This is a genomic window from Vibrio ostreae (assembly GCF_019226825.1).
GTDB lineage: Bacteria > Pseudomonadota > Gammaproteobacteria > Enterobacterales > Vibrionaceae > Vibrio > Vibrio ostreae.
Map to the genome: position 1 here is coordinate 3,011,782 of NZ_CP076643.1, position 13,749 is coordinate 3,025,530.

Below are 13,749 nucleotides of genomic sequence, written 5' to 3' on the forward strand. Positions count from 1 at the left end.
CATTTCCCTCTTATTCCTCTGATCTATTATGGATAATCAGGTTAATAAAGCAAATTATTTACTATACACGGGCAAGGAAAACGTGCCGCAGTGCAGTGGCTGATGAATGACTGCGCAGATTCGTTAATTTCATCACATTTTTTTCACTTCACCCCCTTGGGTTATGCTGTTTTATCCCCCCACATATCATTCACAAGCTGGTCACCCAGCGTTACATCAACCAAATGGAAATTTAATCAGGAGAGACGACCGATGAATATTCGTCCATTACATGACCGAGTTATCGTTGAACGCCAAGAAGTTGAATCTAAATCTGCTGGTGGAATTGTTCTCACTGGTTCTGCAGCTGAAAAGTCAACGCGCGGTAAAGTGCTTGCAGTAGGTAAAGGCCGCATTCTCGAAAACGGTACAGTTCTGCCTCTGGACGTGAAAGTTGGCGATGCAGTGATTTTTGCAGAAGGCTACGGCACCAAGTCAGAAAAAATCGACGGCAAAGAAGTACTGATTCTGTCTGAGAACGACATTCTGGCAATCGTTGAGTAATTGCTCCGAATCAAAACGATTAATTAAAACCGAATTCAAGAGAGGAAATACAAAATGGCTGCTAAAGACGTAAAATTTGGTAATGACGCTCGAGTAAAAATGCTGGAAGGTGTAAACGTTCTGGCTGATGCAGTAAAAGTAACCCTGGGCCCTAAAGGCCGTAACGTGGTACTGGACAAATCTTTTGGTTCACCAACGATTACTAAAGATGGTGTATCTGTGGCGCGTGAAATTGAACTGGAAGACAAATTCCAGAACATGGGCGCACAAATGGTGAAAGAAGTGGCGTCGCAGGCAAATGACGCAGCAGGCGACGGTACCACTACCGCGACTGTACTGGCACAGGCTATCGTCAACGAAGGTCTGAAAGCCGTGGCTGCGGGCATGAACCCGATGGATCTGAAGCGCGGTATCGACAAAGCGGTCATCGCGGCCGTTGAAGAGCTGAAAGCGCTGTCTGTTCCATGTGCAGACAACAACGCCATCGCGCAGGTAGGTACCATCTCTGCCAACTCTGATTCAAGCGTTGGTAACATCATTGCTCAGGCGATGGAAAAAGTCGGCCGTGACGGCGTGATCACCGTTGAAGAAGGTCAGGCTCTGCAGGACGAGCTGGACGTAGTAGAAGGTATGCAGTTTGACCGCGGTTACCTGTCTCCTTACTTCATCAACAACCAGGAAGCGGGCAGCGTTGATCTGGAAAACCCGTTCATCCTGCTGGTTGACAAGAAAGTGTCTAACATCCGTGAACTGCTGCCAGTTCTGGAAGGTGTCGCGAAAGCATCTCGTCCGCTGCTGATCATCGCAGAAGACGTAGAAGGCGAAGCGCTGGCAACACTGGTTGTCAACAACATGCGTGGTATCGTGAAAGTCGCCGCAGTGAAAGCTCCTGGTTTTGGCGATCGTCGTAAAGCGATGCTGCAGGATATCGCAATCCTGACTGGCGGTACTGTTATCTCTGAAGAGATCGGTCTGGAACTGGAAAAAGCGGTTCTGGAAGATCTGGGTCAGGCGAAACGTGTCACCATTACCAAAGAAAACACCACGGTTATCGACGGTGCCGGTGAAGAAGCCGCGATTCAGGGCCGTGTGATTCAGATTCGTCAGCAAATCGAAGAAGCAACTTCTGACTACGACAAAGAGAAACTGCAAGAGCGCGTGGCTAAACTGGCTGGCGGTGTTGCGGTCATCAAAGTTGGCGCAGCCACTGAAGTTGAAATGAAAGAGAAGAAAGACCGCGTTGAAGATGCACTGCACGCAACTCGTGCAGCGGTAGAAGAAGGCGTCGTTGCTGGTGGTGGTGTGGCTCTGATCCGTGCTGCATCGAAACTGACTGAACTGACTGGCGACAACGAAGAGCAGAACGTCGGTATCCGCGTTGCTCTGCGTGCGATGGAAGCTCCAATCCGTCAAATCACTAAGAACGCAGGCGATGAAGAGTCTGTGGTTGCCAACAACGTGAAAGCGGGTGAAGGTAACTACGGTTACAACGCAGCGACTGGTGAATACGGCGATATGATCGCAATGGGTATTCTGGATCCAACCAAAGTAACCCGTAGCGCACTGCAATTTGCAGCGTCTGTTGCCGGCCTGATGATCACCACTGAAGCTATGGTGACTGAACTGCCACAGAAAGACGGCCCATCAATGCCTGACATGGGCGGTATGGGTGGCATGGGCGGCATGATGTAATCATCCCCTGATGCAGAAGAGAGCCGGAGTGAACACTCCGGCTTTTTTATGCCTGTTTGCCAGGCTGGCAGTAAAGATTTGTGCGCAGTGAAATGACACAAGCACTGGTAATTCGGCGGCGCTTTTTGCACACTAATCGGCTCTTACCAAGGAAGGACGTTATGCAGATTCAACAGCTTAAACACCAGACCGAATCGGTCTCACTCACCATAGAACAGTGGCAGCTTACACCTGGTCAGCACTGGGGCATGTTCTCGACCCACAGTAACGCCGCGTCTTTGCTGGTGCGGGTTTTAAGTGGTGAACTCAGCCCGCAGCAGGGTACAGTGACCGGTTTGCCTGAGCGTATTGCCTGTGTTTCGCTGCATGAACAGCAGCGTCTGCTCGATCTGGAACTGGCTAACGATGACACCGATTTTATGGACCGCATCGACTACGGTTCGAGTGTGGAACAGCTGGTGCGCGACACCGGCTGCAGTGCTGAGGAGCTGGAGCTGTTGCTGCAACAGACGGACCTGCTGGCTTTGCGTCAGCGCGGCTTTCGTCAGCTCTCGACCGGGGAAACCCGCCGGGTGATGCTGGCCCGCGCGATGGCGCTTAAACCACAATTGCTGATCCTCGATGAACCTTATTCCGGGCTGGATATCGCCCACCGGGCCCATCTATCTGAACTGCTTGAGCAACTGGCACTGCAGATGCAACTGCTGATCGTGACTGCGCGCGAAGATGAGCTGCCACCGTTTATCACTGATGTGGCGCTGTTCGATGAGCAGAAACTGGTGCAGACGTTAACGCGTGCTGACTGGCTCAGCCACCCATTAATGGCGCAGATGAAAGCGCTGTCAGAGCAGAAAAGTGATGCCATGCTGGCGCTGATGCAGGCGCATCAAAGTCCGCATGCGTACCCCGACCCGCTGGTGGAGATGAATAACGTCACCGTCGAGTATGTCGATGCGCCGATTTTCCACGGTGTGAACTGGCGGATTGAACGCGGTCAGCACTGGCAGGTGCGCGGGCCGAATGGCTGCGGTAAAAGTACCTTACTGGGCCTGATTCTCGGTGACCATCCGCAGTGTTACAGCAATGACATTCGTGTGCTGGGTATGCAACGCGGTAGCGGCGAAACCATCTGGGATGTCAAAAAGCACATTGGTGTGGTGTCGTCGGCACTGCACCTGCAGTATCGGGTCAATTGCAGCGCGCTGGAAGTGCTCGTGTCGGGTTTTTATGACTCGATTGGTCTGTATCAGCAGCCGAGTAAAAAGAGATCCTCCTGGCGCGTGAGTGGCTTGGGATGCTGGAGATGGCCGAGCTGGAAAAAGTCGGATTCCGCTCACTGGGTTATGGCCAGCAGCGCCTGCTGCTGATTGGCCGCGCGCTGATCAAACAGCCGGCTTTGCTGATTCTGGATGAGCCGTATCAGGGGCTGGATTTTCTCAATCGCAAGCTGGTATTCCATGCTCTGAACCGGATTGCCTCAAGCCAGATTAGCCAGTTGCTGTATGTGACTCACCACGAGGAAGATGCGCTGGATGCGGTGCATCATTTTGTCGACTTTGTCGCTGACAACGGACAGGGCTACCGGGTCGACATCCACTCGCGCAGCGGGCGGTAAGTCACAAAAAAAGCGTTGCCGGGGCAACGCTTTTTTACCGGTTCTTTTTACCGGGCATTGTTAGCGATCACTTTTGCCGGTTAATGGCGACGACGCAGGCGCTGATGCACACCGCGGCGCAGACTCTGGAAAGTATTCTCGACTTTGTCGACCCCGTACAGCACACTCAGTACCAGTACAGTGATCATCACGGACTGGGCCATATAGCCAAGACCAATCATCAGCCCGAGCGCCGCCAACACCCAAATTACCGCGGCTGAAGTCACGCCATGAATCTTACCATCCTGGGCCATCATTACCCCGGCGCCGAGAAAACCAACCCCGGTAATGATCTGACCCAGTACCCGCGCCTGATCAAGCGTATTGGGTGAAAGGGAGACGGCCATGGCCATAAACAGGTAGGTGCCGGAGATAATCAGAATCGAGGTGCGAATACCGACCGGCTTACCGCGTGTCTGGCGTTCGACGCCAATCAGAAAACCATTGATGGCACAACACATCAGCGCAGGCCAGCTGAACGGCCCGAAATCAAACAAAAAATCCAGCGCAGACATGTCGCCCTCCACAGATGCTGGGAAAGGGCGAAGTATGCGTTTTATTGCGTTGGGATGCGAATAAAAGCTTTTAGTGGTGTGGATAAAAAACGCTTGTAAAGCCGGGCCTGACGCGCTTATTCCAGGTGCAGATCGAGCGGTGTTTTGCTCTTGCGGCCACCGATTTCACGGGTCAGTTTAGGCACCAGATAGCCGGACACCCGGGTCATGACTTCCGCCATAATCGCTTTTGCCTGCTGATCGCTGATAAAGAAATGCGCCGCGCCCTGTACTTTATCCAGCACGTGCAGGTAATAGGGCAGAATGCCGGCATCAAACAGGGTTTCGCTCAGTTCAACCTGGGCATCGACACTGTCGTTAACCCCTTTTAGCATCACCCCCTGGTTGAGCAGGGTCACATTGACCGCGCGCAGGCGGGCCATCTGCTGTTTCAGTTCGAGGTTAATTTCGTTGCCATGATTGATATGGGTCACCATGATGACCTGCAAACGGGTCGTGGCGAGCAGATCGACCAGTTGATCGGTAATGCGGGCCGGGATCACCACCGGCAGACGTGAATGAATGCGCAGCCGTTTGATGTGCGTAATGGCACCAATCGCGTTAATCAGCCAGGCCAGTTCATGATCTTTGGCCATCAGCGGATCACCGCCGGACAGGATCACTTCATTGAGCTCCGGATGCGCGGCGATGTAGTCCAGGCTGTGTTGCCAGGTGGTTTTGTTGCCCTTGTTATCGGCATAAGGAAAATGGCGCCGGAAACAGTAGCGGCAGTTAATCGCACAGCCGCCTTTGACGATCAGCAGCGCGCGGTTACGGTACTTATGCAGCAGGCCGGGCGTGGTATTGTTCTGCTCTTCGAGTGGATCGCTGGAGTAGCCGGCATGCACTTCAAACTCTTCACTGAGCGGCAAAACCTGGCGTAGCAGCGGGTCGTACGGATTGCCTTTTTGCATCCGATCGACAAAACTTTGTGGTACGCGCTGTGCGAACAGCTGACGTGCTGCAAATCCGTTTTGCCAGGGCTTGGGATCGATCTCGAGCTGCTGGAGTAACTGCGCGGGATCGGAGATCCCATTCGCAAGCTGTTGGATCCAGTTTTGCTCAACAGATTCGACTTTTCGGGTTATGATGTGCGGCATTAAACTTTAACTCGAAGAATGTAAGAGGAAATAATGGCTACTGTTAGCACGAATGAATTTAAAGGCGGTCTTAAAATTATGCTTGATAATGAGCCTTGTGTCATTCTCGAAAACGAGTATGTAAAACCAGGCAAAGGTCAGGCGTTCAACCGCGTACGAATCCGTAAACTGCTTTCTGGTAAAGTTCTGGAAAAAACATTCAAATCTGGTGACACTGTTGAAGTCGCCGACGTGATGGATATCGATCTGGACTACCTGTACAACGACGGTGAGTTCTACCACTTCATGAACGCTGAAACGTTCGAGCAGATCCCGGCTGATCTGAAAGCTGTTGGCGAAAACGCAAAATGGCTGGTAGAGAACAACACTTGTACTCTGACCCTGTGGAACGGTAACCCAATCACGGTCACTCCACCAAACTTTGTGGAGCTGGAAGTGACGGAAACTGACCCAGGTCTGAAAGGTGATACTCAGGGCACCGGCGGTAAGCCTGCAACTCTGAACACCGGCGCAGTAGTGCGTGTTCCTCTGTTCATCCAAATCGGTGAAGTCATCAAAGTCGACACCCGCAGCGGTGAATACGTCAGCCGCGTGAAGTAATCCTTCCGGGTATGACTGTGAGTCAAAAGGCCGCTGATGCGGCCTTTTTTACCTCCTGAGCAAGCTGGCATCTGAGTAATCTTCGGAAAAACTATATTCATCAGGATAAATATTCGACTATTCCTTTGTGTCTTAAATTGTTACATTTACCTCCGTTATCAATTGGCTAGTTAAGTTGTTGGTTTATAAATATTTATATCAAAAATAACCATAACAAGGAGAATCAAAATGAACAGTGCGGACCTGGCAAAAGGTTTGAAAGTCGAACAGCGACGTCAGCTGATCCGTCGCGGACTCAAAGCGGCAGTGGTGGGTATTCCGGTTTTGGCGGTGGCCTTAACCATCAACAGCTCGGTATTGATGACTGATGCCGGCTACAGTTACGTGCACCAGAATAATATTACCGGTGAGTTGGATGTGTTTACCGAACCGGGTATTCATTTCCGGATGCCGTTTTTGTCCAAAATTACCCAGTATGACCAGGTGATCACGGTATCATTTGGCAACAATACCGGAGAAGATTTTTATCAGCGTCTCGATCCGGTTCAGGTGCGTTTCGCCGATACTTACATCGGCCAGATCCCGGTAACGTTCCGTTTCAAACTGAGCACCGATCCCCAGGCGCTGATTAAAATGCACCGCGAATTTCGTAACAACAGCAATTTAATTGACGCGCTGCTGGTCAAAAATGCCCGCAACGTTACGGTGATTACCGCCACCCAGTATACCGGCGAAGAATTCTTCCAGGGCGGTCTCAACCAGTTTAAATCTAAGCTGGGCGATCAATTGCGTGAGGGTATCTACCTCACCGAACGTCGTCAGGTCGAAGTAGAGGAGATGGATCTGGCTCCGGTGGGAATGAATCAAAGCAATCCGAACCAATTGCAACGGACCAATCAACTGGTGTGGAAAACCGTGCCGGTGCTGGATAGTACCGGGCAGCCAATCCGCCAGGACAACCCGCTGCTGCAGTACGGCATTCATGTGACCCAGGTGACGATTGGTGATCCGCAACCGGAAACCCAGCTTGATCAATTGCTGGCTGATAAAAAGCGTTTGGTAGCAGATCGTATCCGCGCCATCCAGGAGCAGGAAACATCCAAAGCTCAGGCTGAAACCGAACAGCTGCGAAAAGAAATTCAGCGTACCCGGGAAGTGCAGGATGCGCAGCGTCAGAAAGAACTGGCGTTGATCTCGCAGCAGAAAGACGTTGAGGTCGCACGTCAGATAGCGGAGCGTGAGATTGTCGAAGTAGAAAAAACCAAGCGTCTGGCTGAGGTTGAGAAAGAGAAAGAGCTGGCGATTGCAGAAGCGAACCTGGCGATTCAGAAAGCGAATGCCTTGTCATCCGAGTACGAAGCTAAAGCCATTCTGGAAAAAGGCCGTGCTGAGTCGGAAGTGTTAAAAGCCAAATACGCCGCGTTGGGGGCCAACCGGGAAGTGTACCTGGCAGAGCTGCAACGGGATGTGGCCAACTCACTTTACAGCAATCTGCAGAACTTCCAGGTGCAGATGCCGCAGAATTACATCGGCGGTGGCGAGGCAAGCGGGCTGAAAACCAACCTGGATGTGATTACCGGTTTCGGCGCACTAGGCCTGATGGACCAAACCAAGAAAGTCGTCAGCAAATAACCGGCTCAGCCACGGGCGAGCATTTACAAACCACAAGGCGGGCTCAAAGCCCGCCTTGTTCATTTCGATTTTAAATCATCAGGATAAACACCACCGCTAACACGCTGAACAGCGCGGCGATACCGTAGCAGGCGATTTTGCCGATCAGGCCAGTGTGTAGCTTAAGATCGTGCATACCGTGATGAACGCGGTGCATGGCGTGCCACATCGGCAGGGCGATAGTGGCGATGACAAACAGGGCCCCGATAATGCTGGTGGCAAAGTCGGCGACGCGTTCATAGCTCAGGGCTGCGCTGTCAATCACACCAAGTGGCACCAGAATACCGAGTACCAGAATCGTGATCGGAGTGACCATGGCAAACCAGGTACCGCCGGCACCGAACAATCCCCACCATACTGGTTCGTCTGAACGTTTTGGATTGGTATTAATCACAACAGGCTCCTTACACCAGAATGAGAACAAGCAGTGAGATCACCGCCACCGCGGCCCACTGCGTGACAACGATGACGCTTTTTTCTACCGGTTTGCCCTTGAGGCGAATCGGCATCACCTGCGGCACCATGGAGAAAAAGGTCTGCGCGTGCAGCAGGCTGCCGGCCAAAGCCACGATGTTGATGGCCACCACAACCGGATTAGCCATAAAGGCCAGCCAGCTGTGCCAGGCATCAGCACCTTTGACCAGCGATGCAAGGCCAATTAGCACAAACAGCGTGAACAGAATCAGCGGCAGTACTGTCGCTTCGCGCAGCATGTAGAAGCGGTAAAACGGATGATTCTGCCACCAGGTGCGTTTTACTTCACGCACATAAGGTTTACGGTTCGTCATCATCAGGCCTCCTGTGTTTTCACTGAACCGTCCGGCTTCAGCATCGCGATAACAAAATCCATCGATGACTCGACTTTACCCTGGTTGACGGCGGCAGCCGGATCGACATGTTTCGGGCACACTTCCGAGCAGTAGCCGACAAAGGTACAGCCCCAGGCACCATTTTCACCATTAATCAGCTTCATCCGTTCCGCTTTGCCGTGGTCACGGCTGTCGAGGTTGTAACGATGAGCCAGAGTCAGCGCGGCCGGACCGATAAATTCCGGATTGAGGCCGAACTGAGGGCAGGCGGCGTAACACAGGCCGCAGTTGATGCAACCGGCGAACTGTTTGTACTTTTCCATCTGCTGCGGGGTTTGCAGATTGGTGCCGTCTTCCGGTTTGCGGTCGTTGCCGATGATGTAGGGTTTGATGGCTTCGAGACGCTCGATAAACGGCGTCATGTCGACGATCAGATCTTTTTCAATCGGGAAGTTGGCCAGTGGCTCGATTTTGACCCCGTTCGGGTAGTCACGCAGGAAACTTTTGCACGCCAGTTTCGGCACCCCGTTGACCATGATGCCGCATGAGCCACAGATAGCCATCCGGCATGACCAGCGGTACGAGAGCTGTTTATCGAGATGGTCTTTGACGTAACCAATCGCATCGAGGACCGACATGGTCTCATCAAACGGTACTTCAAACGCCTGCAGATAGGGCTCGTTGTCACGCGCCGGGTCGTAGCGCAGAATTTCGACTTTCTGAATACGGTTAGCTGACATTAGTTCTGCTCCTGTGCAATCTGCGCGGCTTCTGCGGCGGCGGCTTGTTCGGCAGCTGCACCATACAGGCGGGCTTTCGGTTGCGACTTGGTAATAGTGACCGGGCTGTAATCGATCTTCGGTGCGGCGCCAGCCTGATAATAGGCCAGTGAGTGACGCAGAAAGTTGACGTCATCCCGTTCGGTACAACCTTCATCCAGACGCTGGTGAGCACCGCGTGACTCTTTGCGCAGAATCGCGGAATGAACCATGGCTTCGGCCACTTCCAGGCCGTAACCGACCTCAATCGCGTACAGCAGATCCGTGTTGAACACCTTACCCTGATCCTGGATGCTGATATGCTGGTAACGCTGTTTCAGCTCCGCCAGCTTGTCAATGGTTTGTTGCATCAGATCTTGCTCGCGGTAAATACCACAGCCGGCTTCCATCGCATGGCCCATTTCCGTGCGGATATCGGCCCAGTTTTCATCGCCCTGCTGATTGAGCAGGGCCTGAATGCGGGCTTCAACGGCTTCGACCTGCTGCGCAATGGCGCTGTCATTCCAGCCCTGGAACGAGGCGGCGCGCTGCACGGCGTGTTCACCGGCGACGCGGCCAAACACCACGAACTCAGCCAGCGAGTTGGAGCCGAGGCGGTTAGCGCCGTGCAAACCGACCGAGGCACATTCTCCGACTGCAAACAGGCCGCGGATACGGGTTTCACACTGGCCGTTGGTTTCAATGCCGCCCATGGTGTAGTGCACGGTGGGACGAATCGGGATCGGCTCTTTAGCAGGGTCGACGTTGACGTATGCCTTAGCCAGTTCACAGATGAACGGCAGACGCTCCTGCAGATACGCTTCACCCAGATGACGCAGATCGAGATGGACCACGTCGCCGAGCGGATGCTTAATGGTGTTGCCTTTTTGCTGCTCGTGCCAGAAGGCCTGTGACACTTTGTCACGCGGGCCAAGCTCCATGTATTTGTTTTTCGGCTCGCCGACCGGTGTTTCCGGACCCATGCCGTAATCCTGCAGGTAGCGGTAGCCATTTTTGTTGACGATAATCCCGCCCTCACCGCGACAGCCTTCCGTCATCAGGATACCAGTGCCCGGCAGTCCGGTTGGGTGGTACTGGACAAACTCCATGTCGCGCAGTGGTACGCCGTGGCGATAGGCCATCGCCATACCGTCACCGGTAACGATACCGCCGTTAGTGTTACAGTGGTAAACCCGGCCGGCACCACCGGTGGCCAGGACGACGGATTTGGCTTTGATCGTAACCAGTTCACCTTCGGACATGTGAATCGCGATCAGGCCCTGGACTTCGCCGTCCACCACCAGCAGATCAACCACAAAGTACTCATCAAAGCGTTTGATTTGCGGATATTTCATTGAGGTCTGAAACAGGGTGTGCAGCATATGGAAGCCGGTTTTATCGGCGGCAAACCAGGTGCGCTCGACTTTCATGCCCCCGAAACGGCGCACGTTGACTTCGCCGTTTTCTTTACGGCTCCACGGGCAGCCCCACTGTTCCATCTGGATCATTTCGCGGGTTGAGTTGGCGACGAAGTATTCCACCACGTCCTGTTCGCACAGCCAGTCACCGCCGCCGACGGTGTCGTTAAAGTGGTTGTCTAAGCTGTCTTCTGCTTTAACCACCGCCGCTGAGCCGCCTTCGGCTGCTACGGTATGGGAACGCATGGGATAGACTTTGGAAATCAGTGCGACTTCTAAATTCGGGTTCGCTTCGGCTGCGGCAATTGCCGTACGAAGACCAGCGCCGCCAGCGCCGATGACTGCGATATCTGTGGTGAGAGTTTGCACAGTTATCCTCCGGTGTATTGAGATTTGGGCGAGGCCGGACACGAGCCTCTTAATTATAATCAGCAGCGGGTTGGCTTCGGGAAAGAGACGGGAGCTGGCACTCGCTGCGCACCACCTGTTCCTAAGTGGTAGAGCTAGTGTAGAAGAGGCCAGCGGGGCAAATATTGATTCGGTTGGACTTTTGTGGCGGTATTGCACATGCGAGCATATTTAATGCTGCAGGTGTGAGTTTGATCACGTCACTGTTTGGAATTTGTTCTCCAGCAGGTAGAATTGGCGGCTTGTGCGTAGTGAAGAAGAACAAATATGAGCCAGCCAGAGTGGATGCCAACGGCATCAATCCAGCAACTTAAGCAGCGTGCTGCGCTGCTGAATACTATCCGGCAGTTTTTTGCTGCCCGTGATGTCCTTGAGGTCGATACGCCGGCCATGAGCCACGCCACGGTGACTGACGTCCACCTGCATACTTTTCAGACCGAGTTTGTCGGGCCGGGTTATGCTGATGGCGGGCATCTGCATCTGATGACCAGCCCGGAGTTCCACATGAAACGCTTGCTGGCCGCCGGCAGCGGTTCGATTTACCAGATAGGTAAAGCCTTTCGCAATGAAGAGAACGGCCGTTACCACAACCCGGAATTTACCATGCTGGAGTGGTACCGGGTCGGATTTGACCATCACATGTTGATGGATGAAATGGAGGCGCTGCTGCAACTTGTGCTTGGCATCGGCGCCGCTGAGCGCATGACCTATCAGCAGGCATTTATCACTGTGCTCGGTGTCTGCCCGCTGCAAGGCAGTATGACGGAACTTAAACAGGCGGCGGCGCAACTCGGCCTGAGTGATATCGCTGAGCCGGAGCAGGATCGCGATACCCTGCTGCAACTGCTGTTCAGTATGGGCATCGAGCCGCACATCGGCCAGCAGGTCCCGGCGTTTGTGTATGACTTTCCGGCCTCTCAGGCGGCGCTGGCCAAAATTAACCCGCACGACGCGCGGGTGGCTGATCGCTTCGAGGTCTATTTTAAAGGCATTGAGCTGGCGAACGGCTTCCATGAACTGGATAACCCGGCCGAGCAACTGGCACGTTTTGAGGGCGATAATGCCAAGCGTTTAGCAATGGGACTGACGGCGCAGCCGATCGACTACCACCTGATTGCGGCGCTGCAGGCCGGACTACCACCCTGTGCCGGTGTTGCGCTCGGTATTGATCGCCTGATCATGCTGGCGCTGGGCGAAGATCATATTGATAAGGTGACGGCGTTTCCGTTTCCACGCGCGTAAAGCCCGGTCACGGACGGCGGATCCCGGTAACATCCGGGATCAATTTCGTGGCCTGGGTCAGGGATTCTGCGCGCTAAGCGCTCGCGTCATGCGGGCAACCTCGCTATACTCCTTGACTGTTTTGAACCACCATTGCAAGAGCACAGGATATGCAAGAATACATTGAGTTTTTTCAACAGAACATGATCCTATCGTTGGCCTGGGTAGGTATTTTGGTGGCGTTGATCGTTACCACGTTTAAATCCGCTACGGCCGCCTACAAAGAAGTGAGTGCCTCTCAGGTGACTCAACTGATGAACCGTGAAAATGGTGTGGTGGTTGATATTCGTACCAAAGACGAATACAAACGTGGCCATATTACTGACTCAGTTCACATTTTACCGTCAGACATCAAAGCCGGTAATCTGTCTGCCCTTGAAAGTCATAAATCAGACCCAATCATTGTGGTATGCAAGACCGGTCAGACGGCGCGTCAAAGCGCTGAGCTGTTAGCCAAAGCAGGATTCGAAAAAGTGAATCTGCTCAAAAATGGCCTGGTCGCCTGGAACGAAGCGAATCTGCCGCTGGTACGTGGCAAGAAGTAATTCCGGGGCAACAAAACACGGTTGTAATGGTGGCGGTGGTGCTGGTTGCAAAGTCAGCACCCACTCGCACCGGATGTGATGGCCGGCACGGAATGACGCATCGTTCTAGTGCCGCAGCACGCTCTCGGTTAGTCTCCCCACCATTATGACCCGAATTTATCTGTATTAAGGACAAAATCATGGCTGAAGCAGCACAACAACAAGCTCCGCAACAAAACTTCGCAATTCAACGCATCTATCTGAAAGATGTGTCGTTTGAAGCACCGAACTCGCCAACCATGTTCCAGAAAGAGTGGAACCCGGATGTGAAACTGGATCTGGATACGCAGAGCCGTGAACTGGGCGAAGGTGTCTACGAAGTCGTGCTACGTCTGACTGTGACAGTGAAAAACGAAGAAGAGAACGCGTTCCTGTGTGAAGTACAGCAAGCGGGTATCTTTACGGCAGAACAGATGGAAGCCGGTCAGCTGGCTCATTGCCTGGGTGCATTCTGCCCGAACATCCTGTTCCCGTACGCACGTGAAACTATCTCAAGCCTGGTGGTAAAAGGTACTTTCCCACAACTGAACCTGGCACCAGTTAACTTTGATGCGCTGTTCATGAACTACCTGCAACAGCAGGCTGGTCAGGAAGAAGCGCAAGCGTAATCGCTGCGGGTTTCTGACTCATCCGGGCCGGCGGTGCGACAACCGGCGGCTTATTGAATGCACAACGCA

The 13,749-nt window shown here is 53.2% G+C and carries 13 protein-coding genes and 1 pseudogene; 8 read left to right on the forward strand and 6 right to left on the reverse strand.

Annotation, left to right across the window (positions count from 1 at the left end; translation table 11 throughout):
• Positions 1–252: 252 nt before the first annotated feature.
• The 3 genes and pseudogenes from KNV97_RS19995 (at position 253) to modF (ending at position 3,850) form a co-directional block, all read left to right on the forward strand.
• Complete coding sequence (locus tag KNV97_RS19995) at positions 253–543, forward strand: co-chaperone GroES (protein ID WP_136485327.1); 291 nt, start codon at positions 253–255, stop codon at positions 541–543.
• Positions 544–597: 54 nt separating this feature from the next.
• Positions 598–2,235, forward strand: a complete 1,638-nt coding sequence (gene groL, locus KNV97_RS20000) for a chaperonin GroEL (RefSeq protein WP_218562637.1) — start codon at positions 598–600, stop codon at positions 2,233–2,235.
• 161 nt (positions 2,236–2,396) lie between these two features.
• Positions 2,397–3,850, forward strand: a pseudogene (gene modF, locus KNV97_RS20005) (molybdate ABC transporter ATP-binding protein ModF).
• 80 nt (positions 3,851–3,930) lie between these two features.
• Here the strand turns inward: modF and KNV97_RS20010 are convergent.
• A complete protein-coding gene (locus KNV97_RS20010; protein WP_136485320.1) occupies positions 3,931–4,404 on the reverse strand; it encodes an MgtC/SapB family protein in 474 nt (157 codons plus the stop codon).
• Positions 4,405–4,520: 116 nt separating this feature from the next.
• The gene (epmB, locus tag KNV97_RS20015) at positions 4,521–5,543 is read right to left on the reverse strand and encodes an EF-P beta-lysylation protein EpmB (protein WP_218562638.1); all 1,023 of its coding nucleotides are present in this window, start codon (positions 5,541–5,543) and stop codon (positions 4,521–4,523) included.
• A 33-nt stretch (positions 5,544–5,576) separates the two neighbouring features.
• On the opposite strand from epmB, the gene efp reads away from it, so the two are divergent.
• Positions 5,577–6,143 carry an elongation factor P gene (efp, locus tag KNV97_RS20020; protein WP_136485316.1) on the forward strand — a complete coding sequence of 189 codons (567 nt, stop codon included), beginning with the start codon at positions 5,577–5,579 and terminating at the stop codon, positions 6,141–6,143.
• 228 nt (positions 6,144–6,371) lie between these two features.
• A complete protein-coding gene (locus KNV97_RS20025; protein ID WP_136485314.1) occupies positions 6,372–7,775 on the forward strand; it encodes an SPFH domain-containing protein in 1,404 nt (467 codons plus the stop codon).
• A gap of 70 nt (positions 7,776–7,845) precedes the next feature.
• On the opposite strand, the gene frdD is transcribed toward KNV97_RS20025, so the two are convergent.
• From frdD to frdA, 4 genes are read right to left on the reverse strand one after another with little or no spacing between them, the layout of a single operon-like run.
• Positions 7,846–8,208 carry a fumarate reductase subunit FrdD gene (gene frdD / locus KNV97_RS20030; RefSeq protein WP_218562639.1) on the reverse strand — a complete coding sequence of 121 codons (363 nt, stop codon included), beginning with the start codon at positions 8,206–8,208 and terminating at the stop codon, positions 7,846–7,848.
• Between the two features lie 10 nt (positions 8,209–8,218).
• Positions 8,219–8,602, reverse strand: coding sequence for a fumarate reductase subunit FrdC (frdC, locus tag KNV97_RS20035; protein ID WP_218563462.1), 384 nt, complete (start codon positions 8,600–8,602; stop codon positions 8,219–8,221).
• A gap of 2 nt (positions 8,603–8,604) precedes the next feature.
• Positions 8,605–9,363, reverse strand: coding sequence for a succinate dehydrogenase/fumarate reductase iron-sulfur subunit (locus KNV97_RS20040; RefSeq protein WP_136485310.1), 759 nt, complete (start codon positions 9,361–9,363; stop codon positions 8,605–8,607).
• Positions 9,363–11,168: a fumarate reductase (quinol) flavoprotein subunit gene (gene frdA, locus KNV97_RS20045; protein WP_218562640.1), complete on the reverse strand. Its 1,806-nt coding sequence runs from the start codon at positions 11,166–11,168 to the stop codon at positions 9,363–9,365. Before frdA ends, KNV97_RS20040 begins: the two co-directional genes overlap by 1 nt.
• 306 nt (positions 11,169–11,474) lie before the next feature.
• On the opposite strand from frdA, the gene epmA reads away from it, so the two are divergent.
• The 3 genes from epmA to secB all read left to right on the forward strand — a co-directional run bounded on the left by epmA (position 11,475) and on the right by secB (position 13,680).
• Positions 11,475–12,449, forward strand: coding sequence for an elongation factor P--(R)-beta-lysine ligase (epmA, locus tag KNV97_RS20050; RefSeq protein ID WP_136485306.1), 975 nt, complete (start codon positions 11,475–11,477; stop codon positions 12,447–12,449).
• A 149-nt stretch (positions 12,450–12,598) separates the two neighbouring features.
• Positions 12,599–13,033 carry a rhodanese-like domain-containing protein gene (locus tag KNV97_RS20055; protein WP_136485304.1) on the forward strand — a complete coding sequence of 145 codons (435 nt, stop codon included), beginning with the start codon at positions 12,599–12,601 and terminating at the stop codon, positions 13,031–13,033.
• 179 nt (positions 13,034–13,212) lie between these two features.
• Positions 13,213–13,680, forward strand: a complete 468-nt coding sequence (secB, locus tag KNV97_RS20060) for a protein-export chaperone SecB (protein WP_218562641.1) — start codon at positions 13,213–13,215, stop codon at positions 13,678–13,680.
• The last annotated feature ends 69 nt before the right edge of the window (positions 13,681–13,749 follow it).

Excerpts from the sequence above, each read along its gene's own strand:
- KNV97_RS19995 (WP_136485327.1), top strand. The coding sequence starts at position 253 with ATGAATATTCGTCCATTACATGACCGAGTTATCGTTGAACGCCAAGAA.
- groL (WP_218562637.1), top strand. The coding sequence starts at position 598 with ATGGCTGCTAAAGACGTAAAATTTGGTAATGACGCTCGAGTAAAAATG.
- KNV97_RS20010 (WP_136485320.1), bottom strand. The coding sequence starts at position 4,404 with ATGTCTGCGCTGGATTTTTTGTTTGATTTCGGGCCGTTCAGCTGGCCT.
- epmB (WP_218562638.1), bottom strand. The coding sequence starts at position 5,543 with ATGCCGCACATCATAACCCGAAAAGTCGAATCTGTTGAGCAAAACTGG.
- efp (WP_136485316.1), top strand. The coding sequence starts at position 5,577 with ATGGCTACTGTTAGCACGAATGAATTTAAAGGCGGTCTTAAAATTATG.
- KNV97_RS20025 (WP_136485314.1), top strand. The coding sequence starts at position 6,372 with ATGAACAGTGCGGACCTGGCAAAAGGTTTGAAAGTCGAACAGCGACGT.
- frdC (WP_218563462.1), bottom strand. The coding sequence starts at position 8,602 with ATGACGAACCGTAAACCTTATGTGCGTGAAGTAAAACGCACCTGGTGG.
- KNV97_RS20040 (WP_136485310.1), bottom strand. The coding sequence starts at position 9,363 with ATGTCAGCTAACCGTATTCAGAAAGTCGAAATTCTGCGCTACGACCCG.
- epmA (WP_136485306.1), top strand. The coding sequence starts at position 11,475 with ATGAGCCAGCCAGAGTGGATGCCAACGGCATCAATCCAGCAACTTAAG.
- KNV97_RS20055 (WP_136485304.1), top strand. The coding sequence starts at position 12,599 with ATGCAAGAATACATTGAGTTTTTTCAACAGAACATGATCCTATCGTTG.
- secB (WP_218562641.1), top strand. The coding sequence starts at position 13,213 with ATGGCTGAAGCAGCACAACAACAAGCTCCGCAACAAAACTTCGCAATT.